14 protein-coding genes are annotated in these 21,754 nt (G+C 65.1%); 5 read left to right on the top strand and 9 right to left on the bottom strand.

Annotation, left to right across the window (positions count from 1 at the left end):
* Positions 1-12 precede the first annotated feature (12 nt).
* Together purT and uvrC are read right to left on the bottom strand one after the other, a co-directional pair.
* Positions 13-1,236, bottom strand: coding sequence for a formate-dependent phosphoribosylglycinamide formyltransferase (gene purT, locus HMPREF1137_RS09640; RefSeq protein WP_009054884.1), 1,224 nt, complete (start codon positions 1,234-1,236; stop codon positions 13-15).
* Positions 1,233-3,248, bottom strand: a complete 2,016-nt coding sequence (gene uvrC, locus HMPREF1137_RS09635) for an excinuclease ABC subunit UvrC (protein WP_009054906.1) — start codon at positions 3,246-3,248, stop codon at positions 1,233-1,235. Before uvrC ends, purT begins: the two co-directional genes overlap by 4 nt.
* A gap of 186 nt (positions 3,249-3,434) precedes the next feature.
* Between uvrC and glnA the strand changes: the two genes are divergently transcribed.
* The 3 genes from glnA (at position 3,435) to HMPREF1137_RS09620 (ending at position 8,802) form a co-directional block, all read left to right on the top strand.
* A complete protein-coding gene (gene glnA / locus HMPREF1137_RS09630) occupies positions 3,435-4,859 on the top strand; it encodes a type I glutamate--ammonia ligase (RefSeq protein ID WP_009054872.1) in 1,425 nt (474 codons plus the stop codon).
* Positions 4,860-4,974: 115 nt separating this feature from the next.
* Positions 4,975-6,840 carry an AMP-dependent synthetase/ligase gene (locus tag HMPREF1137_RS09625; protein ID WP_009054874.1) on the top strand — a complete coding sequence of 622 codons (1,866 nt, stop codon included), beginning with the start codon at positions 4,975-4,977 and terminating at the stop codon, positions 6,838-6,840.
* Positions 6,841-6,885: 45 nt separating this feature from the next.
* On the top strand, positions 6,886-8,802 hold the full coding sequence (locus tag HMPREF1137_RS09620; protein WP_009054905.1) for an AMP-dependent synthetase/ligase: 1,917 nt from the start codon (positions 6,886-6,888) through the stop codon (positions 8,800-8,802).
* Between the two features lie 93 nt (positions 8,803-8,895).
* On the opposite strand, the gene HMPREF1137_RS09615 is transcribed toward HMPREF1137_RS09620, so the two are convergent.
* Both HMPREF1137_RS09615 and uvrA read right to left on the bottom strand, forming a co-directional pair.
* The gene (locus tag HMPREF1137_RS09615; RefSeq protein ID WP_009054888.1) at positions 8,896-9,390 is read right to left on the bottom strand and encodes a hypothetical protein; all 495 of its coding nucleotides are present in this window, start codon (positions 9,388-9,390) and stop codon (positions 8,896-8,898) included.
* An 8-nt stretch (positions 9,391-9,398) separates the two neighbouring features.
* Positions 9,399-12,269, bottom strand: a complete 2,871-nt coding sequence (gene uvrA / locus HMPREF1137_RS09610) for an excinuclease ABC subunit UvrA (RefSeq protein WP_009054896.1) — start codon at positions 12,267-12,269, stop codon at positions 9,399-9,401.
* Positions 12,270-12,327: 58 nt separating this feature from the next.
* Between uvrA and HMPREF1137_RS09605 the strand changes: the two genes are divergently transcribed.
* On the top strand, positions 12,328-12,609 hold the full coding sequence (locus tag HMPREF1137_RS09605) for a YciI family protein (RefSeq protein WP_034497710.1): 282 nt from the start codon (positions 12,328-12,330) through the stop codon (positions 12,607-12,609).
* A 70-nt stretch (positions 12,610-12,679) separates the two neighbouring features.
* On the opposite strand, the gene HMPREF1137_RS09600 is transcribed toward HMPREF1137_RS09605, so the two are convergent.
* The 5 genes from HMPREF1137_RS09600 to coaE all read right to left on the bottom strand — a co-directional run bounded on the left by HMPREF1137_RS09600 (position 12,680) and on the right by coaE (position 20,232).
* The gene (locus tag HMPREF1137_RS09600) at positions 12,680-15,070 is read right to left on the bottom strand and encodes an HAD-IC family P-type ATPase (RefSeq protein ID WP_009054886.1); all 2,391 of its coding nucleotides are present in this window, start codon (positions 15,068-15,070) and stop codon (positions 12,680-12,682) included.
* Positions 15,060-16,058: a TerC/Alx family metal homeostasis membrane protein gene (locus HMPREF1137_RS09595; RefSeq protein WP_009054870.1), complete on the bottom strand. Its 999-nt coding sequence runs from the start codon at positions 16,056-16,058 to the stop codon at positions 15,060-15,062. The genes HMPREF1137_RS09600 and HMPREF1137_RS09595 overlap by 11 nt, the downstream gene beginning before the upstream one ends.
* Before the next feature lie 58 nt (positions 16,059-16,116).
* Positions 16,117-17,097 carry a TerC family protein gene (locus tag HMPREF1137_RS09590; RefSeq protein ID WP_009054900.1) on the bottom strand — a complete coding sequence of 327 codons (981 nt, stop codon included), beginning with the start codon at positions 17,095-17,097 and terminating at the stop codon, positions 16,117-16,119.
* A 276-nt stretch (positions 17,098-17,373) separates the two neighbouring features.
* On the bottom strand, positions 17,374-19,458 hold the full coding sequence (gene uvrB, locus HMPREF1137_RS09585) for an excinuclease ABC subunit UvrB (protein WP_009054890.1): 2,085 nt from the start codon (positions 19,456-19,458) through the stop codon (positions 17,374-17,376).
* Positions 19,459-19,539: 81 nt separating this feature from the next.
* On the bottom strand, positions 19,540-20,232 hold the full coding sequence (gene coaE, locus HMPREF1137_RS09580) for a dephospho-CoA kinase (RefSeq protein ID WP_034497716.1): 693 nt from the start codon (positions 20,230-20,232) through the stop codon (positions 19,540-19,542).
* 91 nt (positions 20,233-20,323) lie between these two features.
* Between coaE and brnQ the strand changes: the two genes are divergently transcribed.
* Positions 20,324-21,676 carry a branched-chain amino acid transport system II carrier protein gene (brnQ, locus tag HMPREF1137_RS09575; RefSeq protein WP_009054894.1) on the top strand — a complete coding sequence of 451 codons (1,353 nt, stop codon included), beginning with the start codon at positions 20,324-20,326 and terminating at the stop codon, positions 21,674-21,676.
* The last annotated feature ends 78 nt before the right edge of the window (positions 21,677-21,754 follow it).

Here is a 21,754-nt window from a genome sequence, read left to right as displayed (position 1 = left end):
TGATGGGAGCTGTTAGGCGGAAGGTGCGGAGGCGTCGTCGATCGTGATACCTGCGGCGGCGCGTCTGGCGATAACCCGTGCTTCCTTCGGCGTACTCGCGGTGGCGGCGACAACGCCGACGCGCCTGCCGGCGCGGCTCACAGGCTTGCCGAAGAGACGCACGATGTCGGCGGATTCGAGGGCGCGAGCGACGCCGTTGTAGACGGGGACATCGACGGCGCTCGTCGACTTGATGACCGCCGACGCACCCGGGGTGAACTGTGCGGTGGAGACGGGCAGCCCGAGGATGGCGCGTGCGTGCAGCTCGAACTCGGACTGCGCTTGGGTCACCATCGTGACCATGCCGGTGTCGTGGGGGCGAGGCGAGAGCTCAGAGAACCAGACCTCGTCACCCTTCACGAAGAACTCAACGCCAAAGATGCCGAGGCACGGCCCGTTTCCGGCTTCGGCCAGGGCGTCGGTGACGGCCTTAGCCATCGTGCGCGCACCCTCGAGCGCGGCCTCGCTCATGGCCATGGGCTGCCAGGATTCAACGTAGTCGCCGCCCTCCTGGCGGTGTCCAATCGGCGCGCAAAAGCTCGTCATAACGCTGCCGGACGCACCATCCCACGAGCGCACGGTGAGCAGCGTGATTTCGTAGTCGAAGTCAACGCCCTCTTCGACAATGACGACGCCGGTCGTGGCGCGTGCGTCTTCCTCGGCGTGCGCCCAGGCGGAGGCGGCTTGCTCGGGTCCCGTCACACGGGACTGCCCGTGCCCGGAGGAGGACATCGTGGGCTTGACGAAGGCGGGGTAACCGACCTCGTCGAGAGCTGCGGCCAGCTCGGCCTCGCTGCGCGCGAAGCGGAAGGCGGAGGTGCGCACGCCGGGCAGGGACGCGGCGAGGTTACGGATGCGCTGGCGATCCATCGTCGCCTGGACGGCAAAGGCGTTGGGGACGACGCGCGCGCCGCGCTCTTCATAGGCGCTCAGCTCGTCTGTCGCGATGGCTTCGACCTCGGGGACGATGAGATCGACGTCCACGGCATCGAGGACCTCACGCAGAGCCTGCGGGTCGCTCATGTCAAAGACGCGAGATTCGTCCGCCACCTGCATGGCGGGAGCATTGGCGTAGGAGTCGCAGGCGTTCACGGTGCATCCGTAGCGCTGCAGGGCGATCACGACTTCCTTACCGAGTTCGCCCGATCCCAGCAGCAGTACGCGTGCCGGCAGTGGCACGGGAAGCGTCGTTGTCATGGTGTGTCCTCCCTCGACGATGCCGCTAGCCTATCGCGGATCGTGCGCGCAAGGCCGAGTCCCACGCCCTTGACCTCGGCAATCTGCTCGGGCGTGGCCTCTCGAATCCGCTTCACAGAGCCGAAATGCTTGAGCAGAGCGGCCTGGCGCGTCGGTCCAAGCCCTGGGATGGAATCGAGAACCGAGCGGCGCTGGGCCTTCGACCGACGCTTGCGGTGCTTCGTAATAGCGAAACGGTGGGACTCGTCGCGCAGATACTGCAGGAGGTACAGAGCCTCCGACGTGCGCGGGAGGATCAGAGGGAAATCATCGCCGGGGATCCACACCTCTTCGAGGCGCTTAGCCAGGCCCACGACGGGCACGTCCGCGCCCACCGCGTCCAGAGCGGCGCGCGCGGCGTTGACCTGGGGCAGGCCGCCGTCCACGACAACCAGGTCGGGACGATAGGAGAAACGCTTGGGGCGTCCCGTCGTCGCATCGATCGGGCCGGAAGCGTAGGCGACGCCGTCCTCGTCTTCGCCGTCGACACCGGCCTCCTCGGCGAGGAGCCGCGAGAAACGGCGCGTCAGAACCTCATTCATCGCGCTCGTGTCGTCGGGGGTGCCGTTTCCGTCCTCACCGCGGATGTTGTAGGTGCGGTAGGCGTCCTTGCGCGGCATACCGTCCTCGAAGACCACCATCGAGGCGACCTGGTTCTCGCCGCCCGTGTGCGACACGTCGTAGCACTCAATGCGCAGAGGTGCACCCGGCAGGTCGAGGTTTTCCGCGAGCTGCTCGAGTGCCTTCGAGCGCGCCGTGATGTCTCCCGCGCGCTTCGTGCGGTGCAGGGCGAGGGCCTGTCGGGCGTTCTCCGTCACCGTGTCCATGATCTGGGCCTTCGGGCCGCGCTTGGGAACGTGCACTGAGACGGACGCGCCGCGGATCTCGGCCAGCCAGCGCGCGATGGTCTGCTTCTCCTCCGGCTCGACGGAAACAAGCACCTCACGAGGGATCGCCGAGGTCGGCGTGTGCGCAACATCGTCCACGCTGACGGCCGCCACCTTGGCCGCCTTCCCAGCCCCGGCCTCGTTCGGCGACGCCGAGGAATACACCTGCTCGAGGAGGCGAGCCATGAGCTCCGCGTCGTCCGCACCGTCCACGCGCTCGATCACCCAGCCGCGCGTGCCTCGGATACGTCCACCACGCACATGGAAAACATGCACCGCAGCATCCAAGTCATCGCTGACGAGCGAGAACACGTCCACGTCCGCCCCGTCGTCGAGCACGACCGCGTTGCGCTCCAGCACCGTGCGCAGCGCCTTGACGTCATCGCGCAGCTTCGCCGCACGCTCAAAGTTCAGTTCCATCGAGGCCTGGTGCATCTGCTCCTCCAGGTCCCGGATCACCGGGCCGGTGCGCCCCTCCATGAACTGGCACAGCCCCTCCGCGAGCTCTCGATGCTCCTCCATGGAGATGCGACCCACGCACGGGGCCGCGCACTTGTCGATGTACCCGAGCAAGCACGGACGGCCCTGCGCCTTCGCACGCTGAAACACGCCCGCCGAACACGAGCGCATCGGGAAGACGCGCAACAGCTGATCGATCGTCTCGCGAATCGCCCACACCTGCGTGTACGGGCCGAAGTACCGTGACCCGGCGCGTTTACGTTCGCGCGTCACCTGCACGCGGGGAAAGCGCTCCCCCATCGACACCGCCAGGTAGGGGTAGGACTTGTCGTCCTTAAACATGACGTTGAAACGCGGATTGAATTCCTTAATCCACGTGAACTCCAGGGTCAGGGCCTCAACCTCGGAACGCACGACGGTCCACTGCACGGCGCTCGCGGTCGTCACCATCTGCTGGGTGCGCGGGTGCAGGTTCGCCAGGTCCTGGAAGTAGTTGGTGAGGCGATTGCGCAGGTTTTTGGCCTTGCCGACGTAGATGACGCGGCCCTGCGGGTCTGAGAATCGATAGACGCCCGGCGAGGTCGGGATATCTCCCGTGCGGGGTCGGTACGTCGAAGGATCTGCCACGCTCCCAGGGTACGAGGCTGGGGCTGGGCGTGCCCGGCGCCCACCTTGGGCGTGCTCTATGTCATGAAACATTTGAATAATGAAACCAATACGCGCAGCCGCCACCTGTGGGCATATACTGAACTTGGCCACGAATTGACCGATTCTTGACCTTTGAGTACAGCTCTCCCACAAAGAAGGACGTTCATGTTCACCTCCACCCAAGAGGTCGCAGACTTTATCTCCGAGCAGAACATTGAACTCGTCGACGTGCGCTTCTGCGACGTCCCCGGGGTTCAGCAGCACTTTACGATCCCCGTGAGCGAGTTCCTGGACGCCGCTTTGTCGGACGGCCTCATGTTCGACGGCTCCTCGGTGCGCGGATTCACCGCCATCCACGAGTCCGACATGAAGCTCATCCCGGACATCTCCTCCGCCTTCGTGGACCCGTTCCGCGATCGCAAGACCCTGGTCGTGAACTTCTCGATCGTCGACCCCTTCACCGACGAGCCCTTCTCGCGCGACCCGCGCCAGGTGGCCGCCAAGGCCGAGGCATACCTGCGCTCGACCGGCATCGCAGACGAGTGCTTCATCGGTGCCGAGGCAGAGTTCTACCTCTTCGACGACGTCCGCTACCAGGTCACCCCGCACAACACTTTCTTCTCCGTCGACTCCCCCGAGGCGTACTGGAACACCGGTCGCGTCGAAGAGGGCGGCAACATGGGCTACAAGGTGCCCATCAAGGGCGGCTACTTCCCCGTCTCCCCCGCCGACAAGTACGCGGATGTACGCGACGAGATGAGCCGACTCCTCGAAGAGGTCGGCCTGACGATCGAGCGCGCCCACCACGAGGTCGGCTCGGGCGGCCAGCAGGAGATCAACTACCGCTTTGCGACGCTGCAGACCGCGGCCGACGACATGATGAAGTTCAAGTACGTCATCAAGAACTCCGCCCTCGAGTTCGGCCATTCCGCGACCTTCATGCCCAAGCCCCTGTTCGGCGACAACGGCTCGGGCATGCACACGCACATCTCGCTGTGGAAGAACGGCGAGCCCCTGTTCTACGACGAGCGCGGCTACGGCTCCCTGTCCGACACGGCCCGCTGGTTCATCGGTGGCCTGCTCGAGCACGCGCCCGCGCTGCTCGCCTTCACGAACCCGTCGGTGAATTCCTTCCGCCGCCTGGTCCCCGGTTTCGAGGCCCCGATTAACCTCGTGTACTCGGCGCGTAACCGCTCCGCGTGCATCCGCATCCCCGTGACAGGCACGTCCCCGAAGGCCAAGCGCGTCGAGTACCGCGTGCCGGACCCGAGCGCGAACCCCTACCTGGCGTTCTCGGCCTGCCTCATGGCGGGCATCGACGGCATCAAGCGCCGCATCGAGCCGGCCGCGCCGATCGACAAGGACCTCTACGAGCTGCCCCCGGCCGAGTACCAGGACATCGCGAAGCTGCCCAGTTCGCTTGAGGCTGCTCTCGACGCGCTGCGCGAGGACCACGAGTTCCTCACCGAGGGAGACGTCTTCACACAGGACCTCATCGACACGTGGCTGGAGTACAAGGAGACCAACGAGGTCGCCCCGATGCGCGCCTACCCGCATCCTTTCGAATATCAGCTCTACTACGACCTGTGATCTAATCGTCACTCAGCGGCCCCCACCCCGATTAAGGGGCGGGGGCCGCGCCACAACCAGTAGACTCACATCGAACCTGTTGTTCAGTCTTTGAACCGACATCCCGGAGGACACGATGAAGCGCATGCGTGATGGCTCGTACACGATCAAGCCGACCTACAAGGTCGGCGAGCACGACATCATTCCGGACATGCTAGCCAAGCGCGCGCTCCTACACCCCGACCAGGTGGCGGTCGAGCAGCGCTCTTCCGTCGGCTCCACGCGCTCCCTCAGCACATCTGAGCTCCAGCGCCAGGTCGAGTACACCGCCTGCGGCCTCATCGGCCTCGGCGTTCAGCCCGGCGACGCGGTCGCGATCCTCGCCCCGACCTCGTACGAGTGGCTCCTCCTCGACCTCGCGCTCCTGTCCATCGGCGCAATCACCGTCCCGATCTACGAGTCCGACTCCGCCGCCCAGATCGAGCACATCCTCACCGACGCGCACGTGACCCGCGTCTTCACGGCCACCACCCAGCAGGCCGAGCTCGTGCACTCCGTGGCCCCCGAATACACCGTGGCGGTCGACTCCTTCGATCGCGGCGCCCAGCGCATGATCGCGCGTGCCGCCACCGGTATCACCATCGAAAACGTCGAGCAGCGCCGCGCGGCCATCTCCTCCTCGGATATCGCCACCATCATCTACACCTCAGGAACGACCGGAAATCCCAAGGGCGTGGCCCTGACGCACGCGAACTTCGTGGCCACCTCGGAGGGTGCCCGCCAGGTCCTCGGTGACGTCATCGACTCCCCCGAGACCCGCCTGCTCCTCTTCCTGCCCGTCGCCCACGTGCTCGCGCGCCTCGTCATGCACGTGATCCTGTCGGGCCAGGGCGTCCTCGGCTTCTCGCCCAGCATCAAGAACCTGCTGCCGGACATCCAGGCCTTCAAGCCTTCCGTGCTCCTCGTCGTGCCCCGCGTGCTCGAGAAGGTCTACAACGCGGCCTCCTCCAAGGCGGGCGGCGGCATCAAGGGCCGCATGTTCGCGTGGAGCGCCAAGCAGGCGCGCACCTTCTCCGTGGCTTCCGAGAAGACCTTCGGCCCCGGCCTGTTCAAAAAGATGCGCCACGGCATCGCCGACGCGCTCGTCCTCAAGAAGATCCGCTCGGTCCTGGGCCCCAACCTGCGCTACATCGTCTCCGGCGGCGCGCCCCTGGCCACCGACCTCGCGCACTTCTACGCCGGCATGGGCATCACCCTCATCCAGGGTTACGGCCTGTCCGAGACGACCGGCCCAATCGCCGTCCAGCACATCGGCAAGAACCCCATCGGCGGCGTCGGACTGCCCCTGCCCGGCAACTTCATCAAGCTTGCCAAGGACGGCGAGATCCTGGTGCGCGGCCAGTCCGTCATGCCCGGCTACTACCACCTGCCCGAGCAGACCGCCGAGGTCATGCCCGACGGCAAGTGGTTCCACACCGGCGACCTGGGCTCGATCGATCGCAAGGGCCAGCTGACCATCACGGGCCGCAAGAAGGAACTTATCGTCACCGCGGGTGGAAAGAACGTGTCCCCCGAGGTCCTCGAGGACTCCCTGGCCACGCACCCGCTCATCGCGAACGTCATCGTCGTCGGTGATCAGCGCCCCTACGTCGGCGCGCTCTTCACCCTCGACGCCGACATGCTGCCCGACTGGCTGGCCCAGCACGGCCTGCCGCAGTGCTCGCCCACCGAGGCGGCCGAGCTGCCCGCCGTTCGTGAGTCTCTCGAGAAGGCTGTCGAGCGCGCGAACAAGGCCGTCTCCCGCGCCGAGTCGATCCGTAAGTTCCGTATCATCGATGCCACCTTCACCGTCGAGAACGGCTACGTGACGCCATCGATGAAGCTGCGCCGCCGCAAGGTTATCGCCGACTACGCCCACGAGATCGACGCCCTGTATGGCGGCCCCGTCTCCGCCGAGGCGCCCAAGAAGCGCGGGCTTTTCGGCCGAGGCAAGAAGAACTGATCCCACCACGCACGGCGCACAGCGCCACCCCACGAAAGGACCGCAATGACGGTACGCAGGCTCGCCGACGGCTCATGGGAGTCAATCGCGACCCGAGAAGCCACCGAAGACATGAACCTGCCGAAGATGCTCCACCAGCGCGTGGCGTCGCATCCCGGGCAGGTTGCGATCGAGCGCCGTTCCAACGTCGGCGCGTGGCGCCCCGTCACGATGGAGACCTTCCTCGGCGAGGCCGACTCGATTGCGCGTGGCCTCATCGGCATCGGGCTCGAGCCCGGCGACCACCTGGCGATCCTGGCACCCACCTCCTACGAGTGGGCGCTCATCGACGTGGCCGCGCTGTCCTGCGGCGCCATCACGGTGCCGATCTACGAGACGGACTCCGCGTCGCAGATCGCGCACATCCTGGCCGATGCCGACGTGCGCATCGTCATCACGGCCACCACGCAGCAGGCCGAGCTGGTCGAGTCCGTGCGCACAGACGGTGTCCGCCATATCCTCTCCCTGGACCGCGGGGCCGAGCGCGTCCTGACGGGCGCGGCTCAGGGCGTGAGCGTCGAGCAGGTGCGAGAGCGCACCGACGCCGTGAAGCTTCACGACGAGGCGACGGTCATCTACACGTCAGGCACGACCGGTATGCCCAAGGGCGTCGTACTGACGCACGGCAATTTCATCTCGCCGATGCTGCAGGCCTACGATTTCCTGCCTCTTCTCATTAACGACCCGAAGTCGCGTTCCCTGCTCTTCCTCCCGGTCGCCCACGTGCTCGCGCGTTTCGTCATGTACTGCCTGCTCGCGGGCCAGGGCGTCACCGCGTTCTCCCCCGACACGCGCAACCTGGTCAACGACATTGCGACATTCAAGCCGACGATGCTCCTCGTTGTCCCACGCGTCATGGAAAAGGTCTACAACGCTGCGGCGGCGAAGGCCGGCGGCGGCATGAAGGGCCGTATGTTCGCGTGGGCCGCCAAGCAGGCGCGTGCCCTGTCCAAGGCCAGCGCCTACGTGGATTCTCCCCTGCCCGAGTCGGCGGTCGCTGGTCCCGGCCCGGACACGACGCCCGTCCCCGACGCCTCGGCGATGCCTTCCCCCGGCCCGTCGACCGCGCTCAAGCTGCGCGGACGCGTCGCCGATGCGCTCGTCCTGTCGAAGGTCCGCGCGATCCTGGGACCGAACCTACACACGATCATCTCGGGTGGCGCTCCCCTGGCCCTCGATCTCGCGAACTTCTATCGCGGCCTGGGCATCACGCTCCTGCAGGGCTACGGGCTGTCCGAGACGACCGGCCCGATCTCCGTGGAGACGCCGCAGGATTTCCCGCCGGACTCGGTGGGCTTCCCCTGGCCCGGTAACCGCATGAAGATCGCTCCCGACGGCGAGCTGCTCGTCCAGGGCATCTCCGTGTCGAAGGGCTACCACAACCTGCCCGAGGCCACGGCCGAGGCCTACGTCGACGGCTGGTTCAAGACCGGCGACCTCGCCTCCATCGATGATCGCGGCCACCTGCGCATCACGGGCCGCAAGAAGGAACTCATCGTCACCGCGGGCGGCAAGAATGTCTCTCCCGAGATCCTCGAAGAGTCCCTGTCGACGCACCCGCTCATCGCGAACATCATCGTGGTCGGCGACAACCGTCCCTACATCGGCGCGCTCATCGCTCTGGACACGGAGATGCTGCCCGAGTGGCTGGCCACCCACGGCCTGCCCGTCGTCGATGCTGCGCAGGCCGCGAACCTGCCGGAGGTGCGCGACTCGCTCGAGAAGGCGATCGCCCGCGCCAACAAGGCAGTCTCGCGCGCCGAGTCGATCCGCCGCTACCGCATCGTGAACGCTGCCTTCACCGTGGAGAACGGCTACATGACGCCCTCCCTCAAGCTCAAGCGCCGCCGCGTCCTGGCCGACTACGCCGACGAGGTCGACGCCCTGTACGCATCGGGTGAGGCAGCGAAGAACCAGGAGTAACCCGGCCACCTGCCCGGTGTTTCCGATCCGACGAAGCGGCCCCGGCCTCGTTCCAATGACGAGGCCGGGGCCGAGTCGTATGCCAAGGCGCGGTTAGTCGGCGGTGTTGCGCCCCACGACGAAAGCACCGAAGAGCGCGAGGAGAACTGCCACGCCGATGACCGGAAGCGGAATCCACATCAGCGTGCGCCGGGTAATCTCCAGCGCAGCCGAGGCGATGACACCGACAAGCAGGAACGTATGGAAGGCGCGAGACCACAGGAAGCCGTCACTGTCGCTGCTCCACAACATAAACAGCGACATGATCACAAGCACAGCGACGAGCGCGTAGATCGCGATAACCGTGCCCAGTTGCCAGACGTGACGGGCTTCCGCCTGAGCCAGCACGGCCAAGGAGAGGTTGCCAAGCCCAGCAACGAAACCGCAGCCCAGTCCGTAGACGCGGCTGCGCCCGGCCGAGCGGGCCGCGAGGGCCTTGAGCGTGAGGGAGCCGGCCACGACCATGAGGGCAACCACCAGCAGGTGGACCCACGCGGGCCAAAAGTACGAGAAGCCGTAGAGGCCGTACATCGGATTCATGAGATCCATACTAACCATCACTTCTGCGAACTCGCGGCGTCTCGCTCGGCTTCCTTCGCCAGGACCTCGGCGAGGTACTGGCCGGTGAAGGACTCCTCCACCTTCGCAACCTCTTCGGGCGTGCCCTGTGCGACGACCGTGCCACCGCCGGCGCCACCCTCCGGACCCATGTCGATAATCCAGTCGGCGCTCTTGATGACGTCCAGGTTGTGCTCGATGACGATGACGGTGTTGCCCTTGTCGGCGAGCGACTGGAGCACCAGGAGCAGCTTGCGGATGTCTTCGGAGTGCAGGCCGGTCGTGGGCTCGTCAAGCACGTAGACCGTGCGGCCGGTCGAGCGTCGCTGCAGCTCGGAGGCCAGCTTCACGCGCTGGGCCTCGCCGCCCGACAGGGTCGTGGCGCTCTGGCCGAGGCGCACGTAGCCCAGGCCCACCTCGACGAGCGTGTTGAGGTGGCGAGCAATGCGCGAGATCGGTGCGAAGAACTGTGCGGCCTCGGCGATCGGCATGTCGAGCACGTCGGCGACGGTCTTACCCTTGTACTCAACCTCGAGGGTCTCGCGGTTGTAGCGGGCACCGTGGCAGACCTCGCAGGGCACGTACACGTCGGGCAGGAAGTTCATTTCGATCTTCAGGGTGCCGTCGCCCTTACAGGACTCGCAGCGTCCGCCCTTGACGTTGAAGGAGAAGCGTCCCGGGCCGTAGCCGCGCACCTTCGCCTCCTGCGTCTCCGCGAAGAGCTTGCGGATCTGGTCCCACACGCCGGTGTAGGTCGCCGGGTTCGAGCGCGGTGTCCGGCCAATAGGGCTCTGGTCCACGTGTACGACCTTGTCGAGCTGCTCGATACCCGTGATGGTGCGGTGGCGGCCGGGCACCATGCGTGCGCCGTTAAGGCGCGAGGCCAGGGTGCGATACAGGATGCCGTTGACCAGCGTCGACTTGCCGGAGCCGGACACGCCGGTGACGGCAGTGAGCACGCCGAGCGGGAAGGACACGTCGACGTTCTTCAGGTTGTTTTCGCGCGCGCCCTTGACGGTCACAACGCGCTTCTTGTCGATCGGGCGTCGGGTCGGCGGCAGGACGATGCGACGCTTACCCGACAGGTACTGGCCGGTCAGCGACTTGCGGTTCTTCAGCAGCTCCGAGAGCGGGCCCGAGTGCACGACCCATCCGCCCGTCTCACCGGCGCCCGGACCAATGTCGACGATCCAGTCGGCCGCCTCCATCGTCTCCTCGTCGTGCTCGACGACGATGAGGGTGTTGCCCAGGTCGCGCAGGCGCTCGAGCGTCGCGATGAGCTTGCGGTTATCGCGCTGGTGCAGGCCGATCGAAGGCTCGTCGAGGACGTAGAGGACGCCGACGAGGCCGGAGCCGATCTGCGTGGCCAGTCGGATGCGCTGCGCCTCGCCACCAGAGAGGGTTCCGGCGGCGCGCGAGAGCGTCAGGTAGGTGAGTCCCACGTCGACGAGGAAGGCCAGGCGGGCCTCGATCTCGGTGAGGATGGGCGCGGCAATCGAGCGGGCTCGCTGCTCGAGCTCGACGTCCGCGAGGAATGCGCGTGCGTCCGCGATCGACATGTCGGACAGCTCGGCGATCGACTTGTCGCCGATGCGCACGGCGAGGACCTCGGGCTTAAGGCGCGCGCCGTGGCACGTCGGGCACGGGATCTCGCGCATGTAGGAGTCGAGCTTTTCGGACACCGCGGCGGACTCGGTTTCCTCACGCTTGCGCTCGATGTACTTAACCGCGCCCTCAAAACCCGTTGAGTAGGAGCGCTCGCGACCCCAGCGGTTACGGAACTTGACGGTGACCTCGTAGTCCTTGCCGTACAGGATCGCGTCCTTGACCTTCTTGGGCAGGGACTTCCACGGGGTTCCCATCGCAAATCCCAACTCCTTGGAGAGGGATTCGAGGAGCTTCTTGTGGTACTTGAAATTGGAGTTCCAGGGGATGACCGCACCGTCGGCCAGGGAGAGCTCCTCGTCAGGCACGACCAGTTCCGGGTCGACCTCGAGGCGGAAGCCGAGGCCCGCGCAGTCGGGGCAGGCACCGTAGGGGGCGTTGAAGGAGAAGGTGCGCGGCTCGATCTCGTCGAGCATCAGCGGGTGATCGTTGGGGCACGCACGCTTCTCGGAGAAGCGGCGCCGGCGCTCGGGATCGTCGGCATCAAGGTCGACGCAGTCGATGACGACGAGGCCATCCGACAGGCGCAGGGCGGTTTCGACCGAGTCAGTCAGGCGCTGGCGCATGCCCTCACGCACGACGAGGCGGTCGACAACAACCTCGATCGTGTGCTTGAGCTTCTTCTCCAGCTTAGGCGCATTCTCGAGGCGCACCATCTCGCCGTCGATGATCGCTCGGGTATAGCCCTCGGAGCGCAGCTCGTCGATGAGGTCCTGGTACTCGCCCTTACGGCCACGCACGACCGGGGACAGCACCTGGAAGCGCGTGCCCTCATCCATCGTGCGCACACGGTCGACGATCTGCTGAGGAGTCTGCGCCTGAATGCGGGCGCCACACTCGGGGCAGTGCGCCACACCCGCGCGGGCGTAGAGCAGACGCAGGTAGTCGTGGATCTCCGTGATCGTGCCGACGGTCGAGCGCGGGTTGCGCGACGTCGACTTCTGGTCGATGGAGACGGCGGGCGACAGACCTTCGATGAAGTCCACGTCGGGCTTGTCCATCTGTCCGAGGAACTGGCGCGCATACGAGGACAGTGACTCCACGTAGCGACGCTGTCCCTCGGCAAAAATCGTGTCGAAGGCGAGGGACGACTTACCGGATCCGGACAGGCCGGTGAATACGATCATGGAGTCCCGGGGCAGCTCGAGGCTCACATCCTTCAGGTTGTGTTCGCGGGCACCCTGGATGATTAGCTTGTCATGCACCCCTCGATCCTAGCCGTCCCCCTATGAAAATGCGCCGATGAAAGCTACTCTTAGGGGTATGACCTACTATGCAGTCGAATACGTTTACAACCCTTCGATGACCGAGACGATGGACGAGGTTCGCCCGACGCACCGCGCGTTCCTGTCCGGCCTGCTCGAGCAGGGAATCAACGTTGCGTCCGGTCCCCTCGTTGGTGAGATCCCCGGCGCCCTGATCCTCATCAACGCCGAGAGCCAGGCCGACGTCGAGCGCATCCTGAACGAGGATCCCTTCTACGTCGCAGAGGTCATCCAGGCACGCCTCATCCGCGAGTGGAACCCCGTCATTCGGGCCTTCTGATCGCAGCAAACAAACGAGGCCGGGGCCGGGTGATTCACCCAACTCCGGCCTCGCCTCATATCCGGAGAGATCAGCCCTCCAGGGACCGGGCGAATTGGCGCGCGTAGAAGATTCGCTGCGCGATCTCGATGAGGACAGCGGCGCACGCTCCAACGCACAGGATCACGAGCCACTCGTATCCACTCGGCGCGACCATCGAGAAGAAATGACGCACCGGCGGCAGCAGGACGCCACCCACGGTCGCCGAGATGACGCTGACCAGGAGCACCCACTTCCACGTCGATAGCGGCCGCGAGGTGATAACGAGCAGCCAGATTGCCCCCAGCATGAGGGAGAGAATCGCAGCGGTGGACTCGCGCGCCTGCGGGGGACCATCGACGATGCCAAAGGCGGTGAGAGCGGCCGCTGCGAGGATGATGCCGGTGGGCATCGCGAGCGACAGCGTGCGCCCCAGGAATCCGGGCACGTAGCGGCGCGGGTTCGGCCACAGGGCCAGGAAGAACGCGGGAATGCCGATGGTCAGCGAGTCGATGTAGCTGAACTGCCGCGGCAGGAACGGATAACGCCAGCCGACCAGGGCCGTCACGATGACGAGGACGGCCGCGTAGGTGGTCTTCGCCAGGAACAGCGAGGACACGCGCTCCATGTTGGCGATGATGCGTCGGCCCTCCGACAGGACACCCGGAAGCACCGAGAACTTCGAATCTACGAGAACAATCTGCGCGACCGCCTTCGTGGCCTGCGTGCCGTTGCCCATCGCGATTCCCAGATCGGCGTCCTTGAGCGCGAGCGCATCGTTGACGCCGTCACCGGTCATGGCGACGCAGTGCTCCCGCGCCTGCAGTGCTCCGACCATCGCGCGCTTCTGCTCGGGTGTCACGCGCCCAAACACGTCGTGATTCTCAATCGCGTCGATAAACGCCTCGGAGGTCAGGTCCTCGGGCAGGTCTCGTGCATCCATCAGGCGTGCGGGCGAGCCGTCGGGAGCGGTCAGGCCCGCCTGCGCGGCGAGCGCGCCGACCGTCGTCGGGTTGTCGCCCGAGATAACGCGCACGTGCACGTCCTGCGAGCGGAAGTAGTCGAGAGTCTCCGCCGCATCGGGGCGCAGATCCTCCTCGAGGACCACGAGGGCTGCAACACTACGGCCTGCGGGAAGCTCATCATCAACCACGATCCCGTCGGCGTGAACGAGAGCAACGACGCGCGAACCGTCCTTGGCGGCGGCACCCACCTTGGCGAGGAGATCGGCGTTCTCAGCCAGCGCCTCGTCGATGACGAATTCGGGTGCGCCCAGAATCCAGGAGTCGCTCTCAGTCCCCCACGCGCTCCACTTGCGGGCCGAGGAGAAGGGTACCGCCCACTCGATGCGCTCGACAGCCCCGGCCTGTTCGGCTTCTCCCAGGTGCTGCCAGATCGCCTCGGCAGTGGCATTGGTGCGGTCGCTCGAGGCGCTCGCGAGAGCACGAAGCACCACGGCCTCGTCTCCCGAAATGACCTCGACGCCGCGCACCCGGATGCCGCCGGTGGTGAGCGTGCCCGTCTTGTCGAGGCACAGGCAATCCACGCGCGCGAGTACCTCGACGGCGGGCAGCTCCTGGACGAGCACACCGCGGCGTGCCAGCGTCGCTGACCCGATCGCGAAGTTCATCGACGTCAGGAGCACCAGGCCCTGCGGGATCATGCCGATCACGGATGCGACCGAGAGAACGAGGGCCTCGCGCCAGTCTCCCCCGTGACCGCCTGCGATGCGGTTCTGCGAGTAGAACGTCAGGATGACGATGGGCAGCAGCATGACGGAGACAACCTGCAGCACGCGGTTGATCGACATCTGAATTTCGGACACCGTGCGCGTGAAGGCGCGCGCCTGCTCGGACAAGCCCTGTGCGTATACGCGCTCGCCGACAGCAGTAGCGACCATGCGGCCCGACCCAGCGACGACGCTCGTGCCCGCCAGCAACTGATCGCCCTGCTTCTTCTTCACGGGGCGTGACTCGCCGGTCAGCAGTGACTCGTCGATCTCCAGGCCCGCCGAGGACAGAACCGTGCCGTCGACGCTCACCTGATCGCCGAGCGTCAGATCAATGACATCATCGAGGACGACGTCACGTGCGGGCACGACCGACAGCGCTCCGTCACGCAGGACGGTTGCCTGCGGGGCGTCGACGATCGCGAGGGAGTCAAGCGTGCGCTTAGCACGCAGCTCGGACACGATGCCGATCACCGCGTTAATGATCATGACGCCACCGAAAATGCCGTCACGCAGGTCGCCGAAAAGCAGAACGATGACCGACGCCGCAACGATGATCGCGTTGAACAGCGTCAGGACGTTCTCACGAATAATCGACGCCACCGAGCGAGACGTACGATCCTTCACCCGGTTCACGGCGCCGCGCGCCATGCGCTCCGCAACCTCGGAGGCGCTCAGTCCGTGCTCATCGATAGTCAGGCTCTCAGCGCTCACCGGCGCCCTCCTCATCCATCGCGCTGCGGATGAGCGACGCGATAACAGTAACGGCCAGGGTGACGACAATGACTCCAAGCGACACCGACACGGAAATCTCCGGTGCCCACTCGAAGCCGTGGCCCCCGTTGATGAACGGTAGCGTGTTGGCGTGCAGGGCCTCGAGAATCAGCTTGATTCCGATAAAGCTCAGGATGACGCCAAGGCCGTAGCCCAGGTAGACGAGCTTGCCGAGCAGCGCGTCCACAAGGAAGAAGAGCTGGCGCAAACCCATGAGTGCGAATACGTTGCACGCAAACACGAGGAAAGGCTGCGACGTGATGCCGAAGATTGCGGGGATCGAATCAAAGGCAAACATGAGGTCGGCTGAGCCCAGAGCCAGCACGACGACAAACAGTGGGGTGAGGTAGGTTCGACCACCGTGGCGGTAGAGCATTCGGCTGCCAATGAAGCCGTCGGTAATCGGCAGGACGCGGCGCACGACGCGAATGAACGCATTCTCTTCGTACTCCTCATCGTCTCCCCCGCCGGTCACGGTCTCCTTGATCTGATTAAACGCCGTCCACAGCAGCCACACACCGAAGAGGAAGAAAACCCAGGAGAAGCGCGCCACCAGCGCCGCACCGAGCAGAATGAAGACGAGGCGCAGGAGCAGCGCGATGACGATTCCGAAGAGGAGGGCCTTTTGCTGATTCTCGCGCGGGACCCGGAAAGCCTTGAGGATCAGGATGAAAACGAAGAGGTTGTCGACCGACAGCGACCACTCCATCGCCCAGCCCGCATAGAACTCTTGGGCGTACAGCCACCCGTTGGTGAGCCAGATACCGACGCCGAAGACGCCGGCGAGGCCGACGTAGAACAACGTCCAGCGAGCTGCTTCGGCAGCCGTCGGCGGGTGCGGGTTACGGGCGTGCCCGAGGAAATCAAGCACCACCAAACCGATGGCTACGAGAGCGAGAATGCCCCACGCCCACGGGTGAACAACCATGAATACCTCTTAACTATCCGACCATGGTATTTTATCGCTCTCCCACGGCCGGCTCCTGTCACGCGCGCCGTTTGCTGGAAACCGCTAGAGAAGCAACGACCGTGATCAGGATCGTCACGACGATGAAGCCCAGCGAAAACGCGATCGACGGCTCGGGGATCACGGACACCTCGTGGCCCCCGTTAATAAAGGGCAGCTCGTTGGTGTGGAGGGCGTGGTTGATGAGCTTGAAGCCGATAAAGCCAAGAATCGCTGCGAGGCCGTAGTGCAGGAAGACGATGCGGTCGAGTAGGCCATCGATGAGGAAGTACAGCTGGCGCAGGCCGAGTAGCGAGAACGCGTTGGCGGCGAACACCAGGTAGGCCTCGGAGGTCAGCGAGTAGATCGCGGGGATCGAATCGACGGCGAACATGACGTCGGCGGTACCGATCGCGATAACGCACAGCAGCATCGGCGTGATGTAGGTGCGGCCGCCGTGGCGGTAGAGCATGCGCGATCCGATAAAGCCATCGGTCACCGGCACGACCTTCGACACCCAGCGAACAATCGACGGCGGGCGGTATTCCTCGTCATCGTCGTCGCTGGAGCCCTCGCGCACCTGGCTGATAGCAGTCCACAGGAGCCACGCGCCGAAGATGTAGAAGACCCACGAGAAGTTCTCGATGAGGGCGGCGCCCGCGAGGATGAAGATCAGGCGTAGAACGAGGGCAATGATGATGCCGGCCAGCAGGACCTCCTGCTGGTTCTTACGCGGCACGCGGAACGTCGACAGAATGATGACAAACACGAAGAGGTTGTCAATACTCAACGCTTTTTCGGTGATGTAGCCGCCGAGGTATTCCTGGCCATACTGCGGCCCCCAGACCGCCCACACGATGGCACCGAAGATGAGGGCAATCGCGATGTAGGCGACCGACCACCAAGTGGCTTCCTTGAGAGTGGGTTCGTGGGGTGTGCGGACGTGGCCGACGATGTCGACGACGATCATGGTCAGGATGATGCCAGCCAGGACGATCCAGGCAAGGGCGTGCACGTGCATACGTGTGGCCTCCGGTACGAGTCGGGTACCGGAGGTCTCCTCCCGCCAGGAACTCCTGGCCGGTGACGCCGGAGGCCGCGCCGCGTGGGCGGGCCGTCGTGATGACGACGCCACTGTTGGTGGGAGTACTCCCCTCCGCTAACGCTTCCATCCTAGTGGGTACCCGTTGAGTCGCGTCCCTACGTGCGACGTGGCGTCGGTCGCGATTCTCTCCGGGCACCTTTTGACGAGGCAGAGGCCACCCCACGCTCACAGGCAACCGGGGCGCGGCCGAGGTCAGTGGGCGCGCTTCATGGCACGCAGTTCCTTCTTCAGGTCTTCGATCTCGTCGCGCAGACGAGCCGCGACCTCGAACTGGAGGTGCTGCGCAGCGGTCATCATCTGGGCAGACAGCTCTTCGATCAGTTCGGCCAGCTCGGCCTCGGCGCGCTGCCCCGGAGTCGCAGTCGGGCCACCTACGGCAGCACTCATCCGTTCGCGTGCGCTCTTCTCCTTGCGGTACCCGCCCTCGAGGAGGGTGCGCGTATCGACCTGCTCGCGGGCGAGCATGTCGGTGACGTCGGAGATCTTCTTGCGCAGCGGCTGCGGGTCGATGCCGTGTTCCTTGTTGTAGGCGATCTGGATCTCGCGACGACGCATCGTCTCGGAGATGGCCTCGTTCATCGAATCCGTCATGTTGTCCGCGTACATGTGGACCTCACCGGACACGTTTCGTGCGGCACGGCCGATCGTCTGGATGAGCGAGCGGGTGGAGCGCAGGAAGCCTTCCTTGTCCGCGTCGAGGATCGACACGAGGGAGACCTCGGGCAAGTCCAGGCCCTCACGCAGCAGGTTAATGCCGACGAGAACGTCGAAGGTGCCCAGGCGCAGCTCGCGCAGTAGCTCAACGCGGCGCAGGGTATCGACGTCGGAGTGCAGGTACTCGACCTTGACGCCGCGCTCGGCCAGGTAGGTCGTGAGTTCCTCGGCCATCTTCTTCGTCAAGGTGGTAACGAGGACACGCTCGTCGCGTTCGACGCGAACGCGCACCTGCTCGAGAAGATCATCGATCTGGCCCTCGGTGGGCTTGACGACAACGAGCGGGTCGACGAGTCCCGTCGGGCGAATGATCTGCTCGACGACACCATCGGAGCGTTCGAGTTCGTAGGGGCCGGGGGTGGCCGAGAGGTAGACGGTCTGGCCGATGCGCTGGGTGAACTCGTCCCACTTGAGCGGACGGTTGTCCATCGCGGAGGGCAGGCGGAACCCGTAATCGACGAGGGTGCGCTTACGCGACATGTCTCCCTCGAACATCGCGCCGATCTGGGGGACGGTCACGTGTGACTCGTCGATGATGAGCAGGAAGTCGTCGGGAAAGTAGTCCAGCAGCGTGTGCGGGGGCGTGCCGGGTCCGCGCCCGTCGATGTGGCGCGAATAGTTCTCGACGCCCGAGCACGAACCGATTTCCTTGAGCATTTCGAGGTCAAAAGTGGTGCGCATGCGCAGGCGCTGCTCCTCGAGCAGCTTATTCTGGCCACGGAACCACGCGAGGCGATCGTCGAGCTCGTCCTCGATGGAGGCAATCGCCTTCTTCATGCGCTCCTCGCCCGCCACATAGTGCGAGGCCGGGAATAGGTACGTGTGATCCACGTGGTCGATGACGTCGCCGGTGAGCGGGTGCAGAACCGCAAGAGACTCGATCTCGTCACCGAACATCTCGATGCGGATCGCGAGCTCCTCGTACACGGGGATGATCTCGATCGTGTCGCCGCGGACGCGGAAGGTGCCGCGCGTAAACGCCATATCGTTGCGGACGTACTGCATCGCGACGAAGCGGCGCAGCAGCGCATCGCGGTCGATGATCATGCCCCGCTCAAGCTCGATCATTCGAGCCACATACTCCTCGGGCGTGCCGAGGCCGTAGATGCAGGACACCGAGGAGACGACGACCGTGTCGCGCCTCGTGAGCAGCGAGTTCGTAGCGCTGTGGCGCAGCCGCTCGACCTCGTCGTTGATCGAGGAGTCCTTCTCGATGAAGGTGTCCGTCTGGGGGACGTAGGCCTCGGGCTGGTAGTAGTCGTAGTACGACACGAAGTACTCGACGGCGTTGTTTGGGAGCAGCTCGCGGAACTCGGCCGCGAGCTGGGCGGCGAGCGTCTTGTTCGGCTCGAGAACCAGAGCGGGACGCTGCAGCTCCTCGATCAGCCATGCCGTGGTGGCGCTCTTACCCGTGCCCGTCGCACCCATGAGGACTACGTCCTGTTCGCCGTCGCGGATGCGCGCAGCCAGCTCCCGGATGGCCTTAGGCTGGTCGCCCGACGGCGTGTAGGGAGAGATGACCTCGAAAGGCTTGTTCTGGCGGGTCACGACGTTATTGCTCACGCTCCTACGCTACCGCCCAGGCACTCGAGCTGCGCGCACAAGGCGCACGGGTTCGCGACGAGCGTGGTCGCCCCGGCCTCGTCAATCAGTGCTGGGAGCGTCCGGGGTCAGCCAACGCTCATAGACAAGGCGCGCGACTTCCTCGAGGTCGTCGGCACTCCCCTCGTTCTCGATCCAGATCGTGGCGATGGCTCGACGCTCCTGCGACGAGGCCTGGGCGCGGATACGTGCACGCGCATCCTCGGGCGCCACTCCCCTGCCCTCGAGACGCTTGACGCGTTCCTCGATGGCTGCGTCCACGATGACGACCGCGTCGAAGCGATCCACGTGGTCCCCTTCGATAAGAAGCGGAATGTCGTAGACTGCGAGGCTCCCCTCCGGGGCGCCACGCAGGATCGACCACGCGCGCGCCTCAATGACGGGGTGGGTGATGGCATTGAGCCGAGCGACGCGTTCGTCAGCTCCTTCGCCTCCGAAAACCCGGGAGGCCAGGAGTGCCCGGTCCAGGCTCCCGTCTTCCTTCAACAGGTCGCCTCCGAAGGCACGCGCGACCTCGCTGAGCGTGGATTCGCCCGGTTCGAGGATTTGCCGCGCAATCGCATCGGCATCCGCGGTCACGGCTCCCAGCGACGCAAACACGCGTGTCACCGAGGACTTACCGGAGCCGATGCCTCCGCTGACCGCAACAATTCGGCGCGGCCCCTGTGTACGTGGCGCGCGAATCGGACGAATGAGGGTCGCCGTGCAAGCCCCGCAGCTCAGAGTCGTGTTCACACCCACAGGGTAGCCCGCCAATTGTTGCCTTACGTGGTCGTCGTGCAAGAATTGGGGCTGTTATAGAACCCACACCATCAAGTGAGTAGCAGTGACGCAGACAGTCAATGACGATTCCACTGGACGCTCGAGCAGCACCGCCGTCCTCATCGCGACCTCCCTGACGCTCTTCTCCATGTTCTTCGGCGCAGGTAACCTGATTTTCCCGCCGATCATGGGCGCATCCGCAGGAACGAACTTCGCTCCCGCGATGATCGGCTTCCTCATCGGCGGCGTCGCACTGCCCGTCATCTCCATCATTACGATCGCACTGTCGGGCACCGACATGCGCGACCTCGTGAGCCGCGCCGGCAAACCCTTCGGGATCGTCTTTTCCATCATGGTGTACCTGTCGATCGGTGCCTTCTACGCGCTCCCGCGTACGGGCGCAGTATCCTTCTCGACCGCCGTCGCCCCGGTCATCGGCACGAAGTCGCTGACCGCGTCGATCATCTTCAGCTTCATCTTCTTCGGCATCGCGTTCTATCTGTGCTGGAATCCCGGCACAATCATCGACAACCTCGGCAAGATCCTCACCCCGATCCTGCTCGGGCTTCTCGTCCTCCTCGTCTTCCTGTGCCTGGCGTCGCTGCCGGCTTCGCATGACGCTCCGACCGGCGAGTACGCTGCCACACCCCTGGCGGCGGGCCTACTCGAGGGCTACATGACGATGGACTCGATCGCGGCTCTGGCATTCGGCATCATCGTTGTCACGTCGCTCGGACACACCGGGGGTGGCATCGGGGCGAAGGTCGTGCGCCGAACCTCGACGGCGGCCGTTATCGCGGGTTCGCTGCTTGCCGTCGTCTACGTGGGCCTGGGACTCATCGGTCACGTGATCCCAAATGCTCAGAGCTACAGCGACGGCGCGACGCTGCTCGCGGACGCCGCCCAGATGACGATGGGCTGGCCCGGACAGATCGTTTTCGGCCTCATCGTACTGACGGCCTGCATGACGACGGCGGTCGGCTTGATCGCAGCGACCTCTGAGTTCTTCCACCGCCTGCTCCCAGCCATTTCGTACCGCGCATGGATGATCATCTTCACGATCATCTCCTTCGTGCTGGCTTCGGCGGGACTGAGCTCGGTGCTCGCCATCGCGGTACCGATTATCACGTTCCTCTACCCCATCGCGATCACCATCGTCTTCCTGACGATCGCGACTCACCCGCTGCGCCTAGCCACCCCGGCGCTGTGGACGTTCCGCCTGGGCTCGTGGATGGCGGCGGCGTGGTCGGCTGCGACGACGCTGGCGCACATTGGCGTTTACCCCGAGCACATCAATCCTGTGCTCATGTGGAGCCCGCTCCAGGCGAACCAGCTTGGCTGGATCCTCCCCACGGTGATCGCGGCGTTGATCGGCACGTGCATCGACCTCGCAGTCGTAAAGCATTCGGCTACATAAGCACAACGTGTGCAGGGCCCACGGGCCGCTAGAGCCTGGCTGCGGTGCCCGTGGGCGGTGGCGGGGCCTGGGCCCACA

Source organism: Actinomyces sp. ICM39 (genome assembly GCF_000282935.1).
Taxonomy (GTDB): Bacteria; Actinomycetota; Actinomycetes; order Actinomycetales; family Actinomycetaceae; genus Pauljensenia; species Pauljensenia odontolytica_B.
Note: the sequence above shows the minus strand (reverse complement) of the source record. Positions and strands in the feature narration are given on the sequence as shown.